The organism is Caballeronia sp. TF1N1 (assembly GCF_022878925.1).
GTDB lineage: Bacteria > Pseudomonadota > Gammaproteobacteria > Burkholderiales > Burkholderiaceae > Caballeronia.
Map to the genome: position 1 here is coordinate 198,321 of NZ_CP084626.1, position 14,120 is coordinate 212,440.

Below are 14,120 nucleotides of genomic sequence, written 5' to 3' on the forward strand. Positions count from 1 at the left end.
GACGAGCGCACCTTTCCCTCATCGCAACACTGCGAGCCACGGAAAGGTCCGCTTCATAGCCAAGTGCCCCAAGTATTTGCTTTAGGAGATGATTGTCATGTCTAGCATCGGACACGATGTAGCCGCGGGTCACGACCACGCGCACGACGACCATGCGCACGAGTTGCCGCATGGCTGGCGCCGGTGGCTTTTCGCCACCAACCACAAGGACATCGGGACGCTGTACCTGTTGTTCTCCTTCATCATGTTCCTCTCCGGAGGCGTGATGGCGCTTGGCATTCGTGCCGAGCTGTTCGAGCCGGGACTGCAGATCATGCGTCCCGAGTTCTTCAACCAGTTGACCACCATGCACGGCCTCATCATGGTGTTCGGCGCGATCATGCCGGCGTTCGTCGGCTTCGCGAACTGGATGGTGCCGCTGCAGATCGGCGCGTCGGACATGGCGTTCGCGCGCATGAACAACTTCAGCTTCTGGCTCCTGCCGGTCGCTGCGGTTCTGCTGGTCGGCTCGTTCTTCGTGCCGGGCGGCGCGACCGCAGCGGGCTGGACGCTTTACGCGCCGCTTTCCACGCAGATGGGCCCGGGCATGGACTTCGCCATTTTCGCGGTCCACATTATGGGTGCGTCGTCGATCATGGGCGGCATCAACATCGTCGTGACGATCCTGAACATGCGCGCGCCCGGCATGACGCTCATGAAGATGCCGATGTTCGCATGGACGTGGCTCATCACCGCGTACCTGCTGATCGCCGTGATGCCGGTTCTGGCAGGCGCCATCACCATGGTGCTGTTCGACCGTCACTTCGGCACGTCGTTCTTCAATGCGGCAGGCGGCGGCGATCCGGTCATGTACCAGCATATCTTCTGGTTCTTCGGACACCCCGAGGTCTACATCATGATCTTGCCGGCGTTCGGGATCGTCTCGCAGGTGATTCCGGCGTTTTCGCGCAAGCCGCTTTTCGGCTATAGCTCGATGGTGTACGCCACGTCGTCGATCGCGATTCTCTCGTTCATGGTCTGGGCGCACCACATGTTCGCCACGGGCATGCCGGTGACGGGCCAGCTGTTCTTCATGTATGCGACCATGCTGATCGCCGTTCCGACGGGCGTGAAGGTGTTCAACTGGGTCGCGACGATGTGGCGCGGCGCGCTGACGTTCGAGACGCCGATGCTCTTTGCAATCGGCTTCCTGTTCGTGTTCACGATGGGCGGCTTCACGGGCCTGATCCTCTCCATGGCCCCGCTCGACATCCAGATGCACGGCACTTACTACGTGGTGGCGCACTTCCACTACGTGCTGGTGGCGGGTTCGCTCTTCGCGCTGTTCGCGGGCTGGTACTACTGGGCGCCTAAGTGGACTGGCTGGATGTATAACGAGATGCGCGGCAAGATCCACTTCTGGGCGTCGCTGATCTTCTTCAACATCACCTTCTTCCCGATGCACTTCCTGGGTCTCGCGGGCATGCCGCGTCGCTATGCGGATTACCCGGCGCAGTTCACGGACTTCAACCAGGTTGCGACCATCGGTGCGTTCGGATTCGGTCTCGCGCAGGTGTACTTCCTGTTCGCGGTGGCGCTGCCGACGTATCGCGGCGGTGGTGAGCTGGAAAAGGCAGGCGACAAGCCGTGGGATGGCGCGGAAGGACTGGAATGGACCGTACCGAGCCCGGCGCCGTTCCATACCTTCGAGCAACCGCCGACGGTCGAATAATAGTCTGGTTTCGAAGGCTGCAAGGCTTCGCTCCGAAGCCTTGCAGCCACAAAGATCAAAGGAAGCATGGCCCCGAATCCACAAAAAAGACGTTCGCCCGAAGAAATCCGCGCGGGCAACAAGCGGCTCGGTTTGATCATGATGTTGATTGCCGCCGTCTTCTTTCTGGGTATCGTCGTCAGGCAATACCTGTTGTCGCGAGGGTAGGAAAGCCAAGTGTCCACTCAGGATGATTCTCAAGTCGACCGGTCGTTCAATCGGTCGATGCTGGTGAAGCTCTTCGTCGTGGCCGCGATGATGTTCGGCTTCGGCTTCGCCCTGGTGCCGATGTATAAGGCAATCTGCCAGATCACCGGCATCAACAATCTCGTGCAGCGCGATGCGAGCGCGCGCGAGGCGAAGAACACGCAGGTCGATGCGAGCCGCACGATTTCCATCGAGTTCGATGCGAACGCGCGCGGTCCGCTGCAGTTCAAGCCGGAGCAGAACAGTCTCGACATTCACCCCGGCGAAGTGATGACGGTGATGTACCAGGTGACCAACGAGCAGGGCCGCACCGTGAAGGCGCAGGCCATTCCGAGCTATGCGCCGAAGCAGGCCACCGAGTACTTCAAGAAGATCGAATGCTTCTGCTTCACGCAGCAGACGCTCGGGCCCAACGAGACGAAGCGCATGCCGGTGGTGTTCGTCGTGGACCCGAAGCTGCCGAAGGACGTCAAGACGATCACGCTGTCGTACACGTTCTTCGAACTCGACACACCGAAACCCGCGGCCAAGGGAACGTGATGATCATGAACCCAGAAGCACGAAATGGACGCAATGGACGTGACGGACGCAATGGCGGCGGTTTCCTGAAGCTCGTGAAGGCGGTGTTCTGGTCGTTCTTCGGCGTGCGCCGCCGGGCGGATCTGGAAAACGACGCCGCGCAGTTGAAGCCGCTGCATCTGATCGCGGCGGGGGTGATCGGCGCGGTGGTGTTCATCGTCGTATTGCTGCTGGTGGTGCGCGCGGTAGTCGGATAGACAAAACGTCGGGCGAGCGGTCGAACGCGCGGCGATACAAGAAAACTCAAGCAACTGGATCGAAGTGGAGAATCAAATGAGCGGTCAAAACGAGAGCCCGTACTATTTCGTGCCGCATCCGTCACGCCATCCGATCATGGCTGCGTGCGGTTTGCTGGTGATGCTGTCCTCGTTGGCGGCGTGGGTGAACGGTCATTCGTGGGCGCCTGCCACCACGTTCGTCGGCCTGCTGTTTCTGCTGTTCGTGCTGTGGCACTGGTTCGGCGACGCCATCTCCGAATCCGAAGGCGGCATGTACGGCAAGAACGTCGACGTGTCGTATCGCTGGAGCATGAGCTGGTTCATCTTCTCCGAAGTCATGTTCTTCGCGGCGTTTTTCGGCGCGCTGTTTTATGCGCGCGCCATTGCCATGCACGAACTCGGCAGCCTCGATTACAAGCTGATCTGGCCGGACTTCACCGCCGTGTGGCCGAACAACGGCCCCGCCGCGCTGGTGCCGCATTTCCGTTCGATGGTGCCGTGGCCGCTGCCGACCATCAACACGGCGCTCTTGCTTTCCTCGGGCGCGACGCTCACGGTGGCTCACCATGCGCTGCGTGAAGATCATCGCCGAAAGGCCATCATCTGGCTGGCTGCGACAGTCGCGCTGGGCGTGATCTTCCTGTTTTGCCAGGGCTACGAATACTTCCACGCCTACAACGAACTGAACCTGACGCTTTCGTCGGGTGTGTACGGCTCGACGTTTTTCCTGCTCACCGGCTTCCACGGTTTTCACGTGTTCCTCGGCGGCACCATGCTCGCGGTCGTATGCGTGCGCCTGATTCGCGGCCACTTCACGGCGGAACACCACTTCGCCTTCGAGGGCGCCGCGTGGTACTGGCACTTCGTCGACGTCGTGTGGCTCGGGCTGTACGTCGTCGTCTACTGGCTGTAAGCGTTTGCTTCGAGCGAGGGCGCGCCGTTTCGGCGCGCACGCTGTCACGCAAGACATGCCACGCCGCCCTCGACCTTCGCGGGCGGCGTTTTGTTTTGGGAAGTGAGTGAATGCGCGCGATTGTGTCGCGCCGCGACAATCGGTCCCGCGTGGGAAACCTTCGAGACGCGTTATCGTCCGAGCGGAATGCCGGTCGATTGAATCCAGCCCATCCAGTGCGCAAACAGGATGAACAGGAAGAGCGAAATGGACAGCCCGACGCGCGTGGCGAGCGACCACACCATGCGCTTCGTCTGACCTTTATCGGTCATCATGAAGTACAGGGCCGAGCCCAGGCTGCCAATGATGAGGATGAATGCAATAGCAACGATGATGTGCATGAAACCAGCCTGCGATAGTTGCATCGACCGCTCGCGAAACGCCGTGAGCAATATGAAAACGAGTCATCTCATTATCGCACTCGATGAATCGGTGCGTGCGGCGTCGGTTCCGGAGCCTGCGGCATGAAAATCCGCCTCTGGCCCACGGTGCTGATCCTGATCGTCGTCGCAATCACTCTGCGGCTCGGCTTCTGGCAGCGCGACCGCGCGCACCAGAAGGAAGCGCTGAACGCGCAGATCGTCGCGTTCGAGAATGCGCCCGCACGACGCGTGAGTGTCGATCCGTTGCCGCTCAAGTCGATCGAATTCCATCGCGTCGAGGCGCGCGGCGAGTTCATGCCAGAGCGCGTCGTCTATTTGGACAATCGTCCGTATAACGACCAGCCGGGCTTTTATGTCGTGATGCCGCTTAAACTCGAGGGCGGCGGCTACGTGCTCGTGAATCGCGGATGGCTGCCGCGCAACATGGCGGACCGTACGGGCATCGAGCCCTATGAGACGCCGAAAGGCATCGTGGACGTGAAGGGCATCGCGCGCTCGAATGCATCGGAGGCGTTCGAGCTCGGCAGCGGCGGCTCCGCTGCGCGTCAGCAGATCCGGCAAAACCTGAACGTCGCCTCGTATGCCGCGGAAACCGGGCTCGCGTTTCAGCCGTTCGTGATCCAACAGACGAGCGCCACCGCCGACAAGCTCGTGCGCGACTGGCCGGCGGCCACGCTTGGCGTCGATCGCAACTACGGCTACATGTTCCAGTGGTGGGGCATGGCGGCAGCGGCCATCGCCTTCGGCTTGTATGCCGCACGGCGCGCCGCGAGGAAAGACAGCGACCCGGCCGCCGCCGACGAAGCCGCCGACGACGAGGCCGCGAAAGAAGCATGAACCCATGATGCCGCGTCCAATGGAAGTGGCATCGACCGAACAGAGAATCCATGCAAGCTCAACGCACCACTACAACCCGACCGCCCGCGAAAAAAGGCTCCTGGATCAGCGGCCGGTGGATGCTGGTACTGCTCGCGCTGGTCTGCGCGGCGCCGGTGATCGCCTCGTATCTGATGTACTACGTCGTCAAGCCCGCGGGCGGCACGACGAGCTACGGCACGTTGATCGAACCGCAACGGCCGATTCCGGAACAGATCGTCGTCACCGATGAAAAAGGTCAGCTGGTGCCACTCAAGTCGCTCGAAGGCAAGTGGCTGATGATCACCGTCAACGGCAGCGATTGCGACGAAGCGTGCGTGAAGCGCCTCTATTTCATGCGGCAGGTGCGCGCGCTACAGTCGGGCGAGCGCGAGCGCGTGCTGAACGTCTGGCTGCGCACGGACGACAAGCCCGTCGCGAATGTCATCAAAACCGCGTATCCGCAACCGGACACACGCATGCTCGTGACGAACGAACAAGCCCTCTCGGGATGGCTGCCGGTGGACGCCGGCACGAAGCTTTCGGATCACATTTATCTCGTCGATCCGAACGGCAACCTGATGATGCGCTTCCCGAAGGACCCCGATCCCAAGAAGATCAACACGGACGTGGCGAAGCTATTGAAGTGGTCGCGCATCGGCTGATACGCCGGGACGCCACGACCAAAACGAAGGTGAAAGTATGTTTGTATTAGAACTCGGTCTAATCGGCCTATGCATTGCGCTGCTGCCGCTCTCGTTCGTCTGGGTCAAGGCCGATGACAACAAGTTCAGGAAGCTCGTCTGGCTAACCACTTTTCTGACGCTCGATCTGATCATGTTCGGTGGCTTCACGCGCCTGACCGATTCCGGCCTTGGCTGTCCTGACTGGCCGGGCTGTTATGGCACGGCGTCGCCGTTCATCGCGCACGCGCAGATCGCGGCCGCGCATCAGGCCATGCCCACCGGTCCGGTCAGCCCGATGAAGGCGTGGATCGAGATGCTGCATCGCTACTTTGCGATGGCGATCGGCGTGCTGATCATCGCGCAGGTCGTCATTGCGTGGACCGCGCGCATCAGACGAAAGGCGCTGCATGTTTCGCCGTGGTGGCCGACGGGCATCCTCGCGCTCATTCTGCTGCAAGGCGCTTTTGGCGCGTGGACCGTCACGCTCAAGTTGCAGCCGGTCATCGTCACGACGCATCTCTTGCTCGGGCTTGCGTTGCTGGCCGCGCTCGGCTGGCTCGCCGCGCGGCAAACGCCGATTCCCTCGCTCGACCCGGCCGCCGCGCGATGGATGCCGGCCGCGATCGTCGGCATCGTGTTGCTCGTCGTGCAGATTGCGCTGGGTGGCTGGGTCAGTACGAACTACGCGGTGCTCGCCTGCACGGACTTTCCGCTCTGCAATGGCCAATGGATTCCGCCGATGAACTTTGAACACGGTTTCCACTTGTGGCGCGCGCTCGGCATGACCGGCGACGGCGACGTCATCTCGCAGGACGCGCTGGTGGCAATCCACTGGACGCATCGCACGTTTGCGATAGTGGTCGTGCTTTATCTGCTCTGGCTCGCCGCGATGCTGCGCCGTTTCGAGTCCCTACGCACGCCCGCGACCGCCGTGCTCGTCGTCATCCTGATTCAATTTTTTACAGGTTTGTCCAATATCGTGTTGCAGTGGCCGCTGCCTATCGCAGTGGCGCACAATGGCGGGGCTGCCATCCTGTTGCTACTACTCGTTATGCTAAACTTTCGAATCTCTTCCAGCCGTCCCGGCCGCGCCGCAGTTCCCGCGCGCGACATCGTTTCAGCGTGACTCCACATCATGGATAGCACGACACTTCACTCCCCGCTTGGCAGCCGCGTATCGCAATACATTGCGCTGACCAAGCCGCGCGTCACGCAGCTTGCCGTGTTCTGCGCCGTCATCGGCATGTTCCTCGCCACGCCCGGCATGGTGCCGTGGACCGTTTTGATTGGTGGCGCGGTCGGCATCTGGCTGCTGGCGGGCGCTGCATTCGCCATCAACTGCCTCGTCGAACAGAAGATCGATGCCAAGATGCGTCGCACCGCGTGGCGTCCTTCGGCGCGCGGGCAAATCACGAGCGCGCAGATTCTTACGTTCTCGGCGGTGCTCGGCGGTATCGGCATGTGGACGCTTTATACGTTCACCAATCCGCTCACGATGTGGCTGACGGTTGCCACGTTCGTGGGATACGCCGTCATCTATACGTTGCTGCTCAAGCCTTACACGCCGCAGAACATCGTCATTGGTGGCGCTTCGGGTGCCATGCCGCCGGCGCTCGGTTGGGCGGCCGTCACGGGTGCGGTTCCCGGCGACGCGTGGATTCTCGTGCTCATCATCTTCGTCTGGACGCCGCCGCATTTCTGGGCGCTCGCGCTGTATCGCAAGAAGGATTACGAAAACGCCGGTCTGCCCATGCTGCCTATCACGCACGGCGAGCAGTACACGCGTCTGCATATCTTCCTGTACACGGTCATCCTGTTCGCGGTCACGCTGATGCCGTTCATCTCGGGCATGAGCGGCGTGATCTATCTGGCGAGCGCGGTTGCGCTGGGCGCGGTGTTTCTCGGTTACGCGTGGAAGATTTATCGCGATTACTCGGACGCGCTGGCGCGCAAGACCTTTCGTTATTCGATCGTGTATCTGTCGCTCTTGTTCGGCGCTCTTCTGGTCGATCATTACGTTCGCACGGTGATCGGTGCATGAGGGCTTTCTTTCGCAAGATGCTCGCTCCGCTTTTGCTCGCGCTGGCGAGCATGGCGTTGCTCTCTGCATGCGAGAAGGCGCCCGATTTCAAGAACCTCGACATCACGGGCAACAAGCAGTTTGGCAGCGACTTCTCGTTGCCCGACACCAGCGGCAAGACGCGCACGCTCGGTGACTTCAAAGGCAAGGCCGTGGTTTTGTTTTTCGGCTATACGCATTGCCCGGATGTCTGCCCGACCACGCTCGCCGAACTCACGCAAGCATTGCAGCAACTCGGCGGTAAAGCGAAGGACGTGCAGGTGCTCATGGTCACGGTCGATCCCGCGCGCGACACGCCCGATCTTCTCGGTCAATACGTGACGGCGTTCAACCCGGCGTATGTCGGCTTGCGGCCGGCAAACGACGCCGAGCTTGCCAAAGTCGCGAAGGATTTCCGCGTGTACTACGCGAAGTCCAACGGCAAGACGGCGGACGACTACACGATGGATCACACCGCCGCGAGCTACGTGTTCGACAAGGACGGCAAGCTGCGTCTTTTCGCGCGCGACGGTCAGGGCGTCGAGCCGTGGGTGCATGACTTGAAGCTGCTGATCGACTGAGATCGGCGCATCGTTGGTTTGGAGAAAGCGGCCTGCGGGCCGCTTTCTTCATTCCGCGGCAGGCTCCGGCAACTTCAGTCCGGGCGCAAGACGTGTCGCCTTGAACTCGGTGACATCGTAGTGAGCCAAGTTCTGCTGCGCGAACGGATCTTCCGCGATGATCGCGTCGAGCCGCTCACGCTCGATAGCCGACGCCAGAATGATGCCGCCTTCGCGCGGCACTTTCGGACCCGCGATCACGAAGACACCAGCGGCGAAGTAGCGCTGCAGATACTCGCGATGGGCTTCGAGCGCATCGTCGATTTCCGCAAGAGCGCCGGTATAACGCAGATTGATCATGTACATGATGGTGTCTCAGAAATCGGTCTGTAGCGATTCTAGACGTCAAAGCGCGAGCCGGATATCGACATGAACATTCTGTCTTTTCCGTCGCACCAAAGCCGTGCGAACATTCGTTTCCCGTTGGCATCGACCGAGGGCGATGAATCCATCGCGGGCACTCAAGCGGCAATTTTGCAGCAACCTCGCATTGAAACAGGAACACCATGCAGCGCAGAAATTTGCTTAAAGCTCTTACCGTCGTCGCGGCGTCTGCCGCTTATTTCATTAGCGTCACCGCGCATGCCGATGACAAGGTCATCAAGGTCGGCACCATCAGCGGACCCGACGCGCAAATCTGGCAAGTCGTGCAGAAGGTCGCGAAGCGCGAAGGCCTCAACGTCAAGGTGATCGAGTTCAACGATTACGTTCAGCCGAACGCCGCACTCGATGCTGGCGACCTCGACGCCAACAGCTTCCAGCATCAGCCGTATCTCGACAGTCAGGTGAAGCAGCGCGGCTACAAGATCGTGAATGCGGGACTGACCTATATCTCGCCGCTTGGCGTGTATTCGAAGAAGCTGAAGTCGCTGAAGGATCTGCCGCAAGGCGCGAAGGTCGCGGTGCCGAACGATCCGTCGAACGAAAACCGAGCGCTACTTTTGCTGCAAGCGCAGGGCGTGATCAAGCTCAAGGCCGGTGCTGGCGTGAACGGAAACAGCGCGACGCCGCTGGATGTCGCCGAGAACCCGAAGAAGGTCAAGCTACTCGAACTCGACGCCGCGCAACTGCCGCGCACGCTCGCAGACGTCGATGCCGCCGCCATCAATACGAACTTCGCGCTGGCGGCGGGCTTGCAGCCGACCAAGGACGCTATCGCGCTAGAGGACGTGCACAGCCCTTACGCGAACTTGATTGCCGTGCGCGCCAAGGACAAAGACCAGCCGTGGGTGAAGAAGCTGGTCGCGGCGTATCAGTCCGAAGACGTGCGCCAGTTCATGAAGAGCGAGTTCGAAGGCTCGGTTGTCCCTTCGTTCTGATCGAGAACGCACGGTTTGCCAACGGCGTCCCCTGGGACGCCGTTTTGCTGTCCGACGCCTTTGGGACCGAGGGCTATGTCAGCACTCGGTCCACGCAAACATCTCGAAGCATTACCACGCCGATAACGTACGTATCGCCTTCTTTCACATGGCGCGACGTGACTGAATGCTCGCTGCCGTCTCTCTTCATCTGAAGCGACACGACGAGCGAGCGAAATCAGCCCTCAGTCCGCATAAACACGCCGAAGCTCGCGATGCCAGATCACACCCGAATCGCCATCCTGCTTCGCCGTGAAGCCAGTGCGTTTGAATAGCGCGCACAGGTCCTCATGCACCATTGGCATCCGGCAGATCACGTTATCGTAGCCCGCGCCATGCGCGAAGTTCGTACAGGCAGATACGAGTTGCACGCCCAAGCCCCGCCGACGCGCGCCCGGTTCGACGAACAACAACTCGATGCGCGCCTCTTTCTCCGATTGCGCGCTCAAGAGCGCCGCGCCGACGCGCGCGGCGCCTTCACGTTCCGCCACCCAGCAAGCGATGCGTGGCGTTCCACTCTGCACGGCGCCGAGAAAACGCGCGACGACTTTCGCCGAATAGGCTTCGTTGGCATGGGCCGCACGGTCGGATGATTCCAGATGCGCGTGACGCTCGACGATCCAGCCGAAGTCGCCACGACGAGGGCTGCGCAAACGCGTGTCGTGGCCTTCGCCATGATGAGGACTGAGCAGCCGCTCGATGTCGATCATTGCATTGGATAACTGCTCGATCTCGCCGGGCGTGAGCCGACTGAGCAGCGCGGCAGCTTCGGCCGAGACATGCAGGTCGATCTCGTCGACCTTGGCTCGCGCATCCGCTGTAATGGTAAGCAAATGCGCGCGGCCGTCGGATTCGTTCCTGCCGCGCACAATAAGCCCAAGCTTCTGGAAGTTGGTGAGCAGCCTGCTCAGGTAGCCTGTGTCCAGGCCCAGATTGCGCGATAAATCGGCTGCGGTGCGTGCGCGATCATGCGCAAGTTCGTGGAGGATGCGCACCTCCGTTAGGGAAAAGTGGCTTTTGTGAAGCCGCTCGTGCAAGGCGCCCGCATGGCGAGCGAAGAAGCGATTAAAGCGTCTGACGACGTCTACCGCTCGACTCGGATCTGAAGAGCCCATCGACTTTTATCTCTCTCAATAATCAGTTTTATTATTTAATTAGTTGCGATTCCGAACCAATTGCACCATTGTGCCAAAGAAAGAACGATCGTGCTATTGCCAATTGGTCTGTTTTTTAAACGTTCACGGATAAGTGGACCATTTTGTAGTTTTGGGCTTGACATGAGGGTAAATCCCGATCGCAGTCGACGCGCCTTTATTCAGTTAAAGTTGATCCAAGCCATTGAATTCCTTATGTTATTGCCTGTTGGCATCAAGTGAGGCAGAAGGTTTGACTGGTATTATGTTGGTTATATAATGGGCTCCAATTCGAGCCCTGCAGAGACCTCCATGAATGGACGCTTGCGGGAGTTGGCGCCCGACGCTTCGAGTCCCACACCGCTGTATCTGCAGCTCGCCACGCGTCTTGCTGCAGCTATTCAGCGCGGCGCCTGGAATGCAGGTGAGGCGTTGCCAGCAGAACGCACGTTGTCGGAAGCGGTCGGGGTTTCGCGTATCACCGCGCGCAAGGCGTTGGCTTTGCTCGTCGAGTGCGGGCTCATTCGGCGAGTACGCGGCGCAGGCAGTTTCATCACGCCGCGCACGCAAGATCCACTGTCGGTGCTGACGGGCTTCACGAAGAAGATGGAACAGCGCGGTTTCGCGCCTGACTCGGTGTGGCTCCAGCGTGACGTGCGCGTAGCGAGTCGCGATGAAACCGTCCGTCTCGGGCTCGCGCCGGGCGCATCGGTCGCGAGTCTCGGCAGACTTCGCCGCGCGAACGGCATCGTCATGGCGGTCGAACATTCGGCGTTACCGGTGTCCGTCGTTCCGGAGCCGTTCGAGATCGGCGCGTCGCTGTATTGCTATCTCGAAGCGCGCGGGCAGTCGGTGGTGCGCGCGTTGCAGCACTTTCGCGCGGTCAACGCCGGAGCCGAGATTGCGCGGCTGATGGGCATCGCGCCACGCGCGGCGCTGCTCGTGATCACCCGTATCGGCTACTCGGCGGAGCAGCGCGCCATCGAACTGACGGACACGTATTGCCGCGACGACTACTACGACTTCGTCGCGGAATTGCATCGATAAAAAGCGGGAAAGCAGAAGCAGCAAGATCAGAACGAGAGGACCCAAAAGCCGCCACCGCACGTTCGCCGGTCACACGGGGCCAGCGAACAGGCCTGCTCGCAGCAAGGCGCGGATGGCACTGAACCTCATCATGCATAGCGCACTTCCAGAGAACTTCATGCTGAAAGGAAACATACTCACGACCGATGGCTGGATCAACGGTTCGCTTCGCTTCGAAAACGGTCGGGTGACGGCGCTGGAAGGTCATATCGCCGATCCCTCCACGAACGACGCGCCGTATATCCTGCCCGGCTTCATCGACCTGCACGTGCATGGCGGCGGCGGGCGCGACATCATGGAAGGCGGCGACGCAGCCGATACCGTCGCGCGGCAACACGCTCAACACGGCACCACGGGCCTGCTCGCCACCACGATGACCGCGCCGCGCGACGAACTCCTGCAAGTTCTCGCGGGCTTGGGCGAGCAGGCGAAGCGCCGTGCCGCAAGCGGCGCGCGCGTGCTCGGCGTGCATCTCGAAGGGCCGTATATCAATCCCGGCAAGCTCGGCGCGCAGCCGGACGCGGCGGCCGTCGCGGTGCGCGACGAAGTGCTCGAATATCTGTCGCTCGCGCCCATTCGCGTCGTGACCATCGCGCCGGAAATCTCCGGGCATCTAGAGATCATTTCCGAACTCGCCTCGCGCGGCGTGCGCGTGCAGCTCGGTCATTCACTCGGCACTTACGATGACGCCGTCAATGCGCTCAAGCACGGCGCGCGCGGCTTCACGCATCTCTTCAACGCGATGTCGCCGCTGCATCATCGCGATCCGGGCATGGTCGGCGCCGCGCTCGCGCACGCCGAGTACGCGGAACTGATCCCGGATTTGCTGCACGTTCATCCGGGCGCGATTCGCGCCGCGATGCGCGCAATTCCGCGCCTTTACGTCGTTACCGACAGCACCTCGGCGGCCGGCATGCCGGACGGCGAATACCGCCTTGGCAGCCAGCACGTCACCAAGTGCATGGGCGGCGTGCGTCTCGCGGACGGCACGCTCGCCGGCAGCACGCTGACCATGGATCAGGCGCTGCGCAATCTCGTCTCGCTGGGCATTCCGCTCGCGGACGTCTCGAACCGTTTGTCACGCTTTCCCGCCGATTACCTCGGACTCGAAGATCGCGGCCGCATCGCGCGTGGCGCATGGGCCGATCTCGTCGTGCTCGACCGGGAACTCGCGCTGAGCGCCACGTATGTCGAAGGAGAATCAATTGTCGAATATGCTTAACGAGGCCCTGGAGTCCGCCGACGTCGTCGCGGCCCAGCTCGCCGATACCTCGCGCATCGAAGCGCTCGCGGTCAAGCTCGCCGAGCAGCCGCGCCATGTCGCGCTCACCGTTGCGCGCGGCAGTTCGGACCACGCCGCCAGCTATTTTGCAAGCCTGACGATGAGCCGCATCGGCGTGCCGGTTGCTTCGCTGCCCATGTCCGTGGCGACGCTTCAACAAGCACCGCTGCGCGTGTCGGGCCAGCTCGCGGTCGCGTTCTCGCAGTCGGGCAAGAGCCCCGATCTCGTCGGCACGATGCAGGCGTTGCGCGATGCGGGCGCGTTCACCGTTGCTGCCGTCAATGTCGCGAACTCCCCGCTGGAAAAGGCGTGCGAGTGGTATCTGCCGCTTTTCGCCGGGCCGGAATTGTCGGTGGCGGCGACCAAGAGCTATATCGCCATGCTGTCGCTCTCGGCCATCGTCGTCGCGCATGTTCAACGCGATACCGAACTGCTCGACGCGCTCGAGTCGTTGCCGGACGCCTTGCGCGCGGCGGGCAAGCTCGACTGGACGCGTGCCGTGAACGAACTCACGAACGTCGATCGCATGATCGTGATCGGCCGTGGTCTCGGTCTCGCTATCGCGCAGGAAGCGGCGCTCAAGCTCAAGGAAACCTCCGGCATCCAGGCGGAAGCGTTCTCCAGCGCCGAAGTGCGTCATGGTCCGATGGAGATCATCGACAAGGACTATCCGCTGCTCGTGTTCGCCCCGCGCGGGCCGGAGCAGGCAGGCTTGATTCAACTGGCGGCCGACATGCGCGCACGCGGCGCACGCGTGCTGCTCGCGGCGCCTGCCGACGTGCCCGGCGCGGAATTGCCGCTCGTCGCCACTAATCACCCGGCGCTCGATCCGATCGCCGCAATCCTTTCGTTCTATGTGATGGCCGCGGGTCTGGCCGCCGCGCGCGGGCGCAATCCCGACGCGCCGCGCCACCTGAACAAGGTCACCGAAACCCACTAAGCGAGTAAGCCG

At 61.5% G+C, this 14,120-nt stretch carries 17 protein-coding genes; 14 read left to right on the forward strand and 3 right to left on the reverse strand.

The genetic code is table 11. The annotated features are described in order from the left end of the window. The first annotated feature begins 97 nt into the window (after positions 1 to 97). From ctaD to LDZ28_RS00980, 5 genes are all read left to right on the forward strand, one after another. The gene (ctaD, locus tag LDZ28_RS00960) at positions 98 to 1,711 is read left to right on the forward strand and encodes a cytochrome c oxidase subunit I (protein ID WP_244826878.1); all 1,614 of its coding nucleotides are present in this window, start codon (positions 98 to 100) and stop codon (positions 1,709 to 1,711) included. Positions 1,712 to 1,777: 66 nt separating this feature from the next. Continuing rightward, complete coding sequence (locus LDZ28_RS00965; RefSeq protein ID WP_244826879.1) at positions 1,778 to 1,918, forward strand: cytochrome oxidase small assembly protein; 141 nt, start codon at positions 1,778 to 1,780, stop codon at positions 1,916 to 1,918. 9 nt (positions 1,919 to 1,927) lie between these two features. Further along, positions 1,928 to 2,497 (forward strand): cytochrome c oxidase assembly protein, encoded by a 570-nt coding sequence (locus LDZ28_RS00970; protein WP_244826880.1) that lies wholly within the window; start codon positions 1,928 to 1,930, stop codon positions 2,495 to 2,497. A 5-nt stretch (positions 2,498 to 2,502) separates the two neighbouring features. Then, on the forward strand, positions 2,503 to 2,733 hold the full coding sequence (locus LDZ28_RS00975; protein WP_244826881.1) for a DUF2970 domain-containing protein: 231 nt from the start codon (positions 2,503 to 2,505) through the stop codon (positions 2,731 to 2,733). A 76-nt stretch (positions 2,734 to 2,809) separates the two neighbouring features. Then, the gene (locus tag LDZ28_RS00980) at positions 2,810 to 3,667 is read left to right on the forward strand and encodes a cytochrome c oxidase subunit 3 (RefSeq protein WP_244826882.1); all 858 of its coding nucleotides are present in this window, start codon (positions 2,810 to 2,812) and stop codon (positions 3,665 to 3,667) included. A gap of 170 nt (positions 3,668 to 3,837) precedes the next feature. On the opposite strand, the gene LDZ28_RS00985 is transcribed toward LDZ28_RS00980, so the two are convergent. Then, positions 3,838 to 4,047 carry a twin transmembrane helix small protein gene (locus LDZ28_RS00985; protein WP_244826883.1) on the reverse strand — a complete coding sequence of 70 codons (210 nt, stop codon included), beginning with the start codon at positions 4,045 to 4,047 and terminating at the stop codon, positions 3,838 to 3,840. Between the two features lie 123 nt (positions 4,048 to 4,170). On the opposite strand from LDZ28_RS00985, the gene LDZ28_RS00990 reads away from it, so the two are divergent. The 5 genes from LDZ28_RS00990 to LDZ28_RS01010 are packed head-to-tail and all read left to right on the forward strand — an operon-like array spanning position 4,171 to position 8,270. Continuing rightward, the gene (locus tag LDZ28_RS00990) at positions 4,171 to 4,926 is read left to right on the forward strand and encodes an SURF1 family protein (protein WP_244826884.1); all 756 of its coding nucleotides are present in this window, start codon (positions 4,171 to 4,173) and stop codon (positions 4,924 to 4,926) included. 50 nt (positions 4,927 to 4,976) lie between these two features. Continuing rightward, complete coding sequence (locus LDZ28_RS00995) at positions 4,977 to 5,609, forward strand: cytochrome C oxidase subunit I (protein WP_244826885.1); 633 nt, start codon at positions 4,977 to 4,979, stop codon at positions 5,607 to 5,609. 37 nt (positions 5,610 to 5,646) lie between these two features. Continuing rightward, the gene (locus LDZ28_RS01000; protein WP_244826886.1) at positions 5,647 to 6,756 is read left to right on the forward strand and encodes a heme A synthase; all 1,110 of its coding nucleotides are present in this window, start codon (positions 5,647 to 5,649) and stop codon (positions 6,754 to 6,756) included. 9 nt (positions 6,757 to 6,765) lie between these two features. Continuing rightward, entirely contained in the window at positions 6,766 to 7,671 is a 906-nt protein-coding gene (cyoE, locus tag LDZ28_RS01005; RefSeq protein ID WP_244826887.1) for a heme o synthase, read from the forward strand. Further along, positions 7,668 to 8,270, forward strand: coding sequence for an SCO family protein (locus LDZ28_RS01010; RefSeq protein WP_244826888.1), 603 nt, complete (start codon positions 7,668 to 7,670; stop codon positions 8,268 to 8,270). Before cyoE ends, LDZ28_RS01010 begins: the two co-directional genes overlap by 4 nt. Positions 8,271 to 8,318: 48 nt before the next feature. Here LDZ28_RS01010 and LDZ28_RS01015 read toward each other — a convergent pair whose 3' ends face one another. Next, positions 8,319 to 8,615: a YciI family protein gene (locus tag LDZ28_RS01015; protein ID WP_244826889.1), complete on the reverse strand. Its 297-nt coding sequence runs from the start codon at positions 8,613 to 8,615 to the stop codon at positions 8,319 to 8,321. A 200-nt stretch (positions 8,616 to 8,815) separates the two neighbouring features. Here LDZ28_RS01015 and LDZ28_RS01020 point away from each other — a divergent pair, with 200 nt between their 5' ends. Further along, positions 8,816 to 9,628 carry a MetQ/NlpA family ABC transporter substrate-binding protein gene (locus LDZ28_RS01020; protein ID WP_244826890.1) on the forward strand — a complete coding sequence of 271 codons (813 nt, stop codon included), beginning with the start codon at positions 8,816 to 8,818 and terminating at the stop codon, positions 9,626 to 9,628. 224 nt (positions 9,629 to 9,852) lie between these two features. Here LDZ28_RS01020 and LDZ28_RS01025 read toward each other — a convergent pair whose 3' ends face one another. Further along, complete coding sequence (locus LDZ28_RS01025; RefSeq protein WP_244826891.1) at positions 9,853 to 10,662, reverse strand: bifunctional helix-turn-helix transcriptional regulator/GNAT family N-acetyltransferase; 810 nt, start codon at positions 10,660 to 10,662, stop codon at positions 9,853 to 9,855. Positions 10,663 to 11,112: 450 nt separating this feature from the next. On the opposite strand from LDZ28_RS01025, the gene LDZ28_RS01030 reads away from it, so the two are divergent. The 3 genes from LDZ28_RS01030 (at position 11,113) to LDZ28_RS01040 (ending at position 14,108) form a co-directional block, all read left to right on the forward strand. Continuing rightward, on the forward strand, positions 11,113 to 11,847 hold the full coding sequence (locus LDZ28_RS01030; RefSeq protein ID WP_244826892.1) for a GntR family transcriptional regulator: 735 nt from the start codon (positions 11,113 to 11,115) through the stop codon (positions 11,845 to 11,847). Between the two features lie 157 nt (positions 11,848 to 12,004). Then, positions 12,005 to 13,108, forward strand: a complete 1,104-nt coding sequence (nagA, locus tag LDZ28_RS01035; RefSeq protein WP_244826893.1) for an N-acetylglucosamine-6-phosphate deacetylase — start codon at positions 12,005 to 12,007, stop codon at positions 13,106 to 13,108. Then, positions 13,101 to 14,108: an SIS domain-containing protein gene (locus LDZ28_RS01040; RefSeq protein ID WP_244827954.1), complete on the forward strand. Its 1,008-nt coding sequence runs from the start codon at positions 13,101 to 13,103 to the stop codon at positions 14,106 to 14,108. Before nagA ends, LDZ28_RS01040 begins: the two co-directional genes overlap by 8 nt. Positions 14,109 to 14,120: the final 12 nt, after the last annotated feature.

Bases quoted from the DNA above. Each gene is read 5' to 3' on its own strand.
- ctaD (WP_244826878.1), top strand. From the start codon at position 98: ATGTCTAGCATCGGACACGATGTAGCCGCGGGTCACGACCACGCGCAC.
- LDZ28_RS00965 (WP_244826879.1), top strand. From the start codon at position 1,778: ATGGCCCCGAATCCACAAAAAAGACGTTCGCCCGAAGAAATCCGCGCG.
- LDZ28_RS00975 (WP_244826881.1), top strand. From the start codon at position 2,503: ATGAACCCAGAAGCACGAAATGGACGCAATGGACGTGACGGACGCAAT.
- LDZ28_RS00980 (WP_244826882.1), top strand. From the start codon at position 2,810: ATGAGCGGTCAAAACGAGAGCCCGTACTATTTCGTGCCGCATCCGTCA.
- LDZ28_RS00985 (WP_244826883.1), bottom strand. From the start codon at position 4,047: ATGCACATCATCGTTGCTATTGCATTCATCCTCATCATTGGCAGCCTG.
- LDZ28_RS00990 (WP_244826884.1), top strand. From the start codon at position 4,171: ATGAAAATCCGCCTCTGGCCCACGGTGCTGATCCTGATCGTCGTCGCA.
- LDZ28_RS00995 (WP_244826885.1), top strand. From the start codon at position 4,977: ATGCAAGCTCAACGCACCACTACAACCCGACCGCCCGCGAAAAAAGGC.
- LDZ28_RS01000 (WP_244826886.1), top strand. From the start codon at position 5,647: ATGTTTGTATTAGAACTCGGTCTAATCGGCCTATGCATTGCGCTGCTG.
- cyoE (WP_244826887.1), top strand. From the start codon at position 6,766: ATGGATAGCACGACACTTCACTCCCCGCTTGGCAGCCGCGTATCGCAA.
- LDZ28_RS01010 (WP_244826888.1), top strand. From the start codon at position 7,668: ATGAGGGCTTTCTTTCGCAAGATGCTCGCTCCGCTTTTGCTCGCGCTG.
- LDZ28_RS01015 (WP_244826889.1), bottom strand. From the start codon at position 8,615: ATGTACATGATCAATCTGCGTTATACCGGCGCTCTTGCGGAAATCGAC.
- LDZ28_RS01020 (WP_244826890.1), top strand. From the start codon at position 8,816: ATGCAGCGCAGAAATTTGCTTAAAGCTCTTACCGTCGTCGCGGCGTCT.
- LDZ28_RS01030 (WP_244826892.1), top strand. From the start codon at position 11,113: ATGAATGGACGCTTGCGGGAGTTGGCGCCCGACGCTTCGAGTCCCACA.
- nagA (WP_244826893.1), top strand. From the start codon at position 12,005: ATGCTGAAAGGAAACATACTCACGACCGATGGCTGGATCAACGGTTCG.
- LDZ28_RS01040 (WP_244827954.1), top strand. From the start codon at position 13,101: ATGCTTAACGAGGCCCTGGAGTCCGCCGACGTCGTCGCGGCCCAGCTC.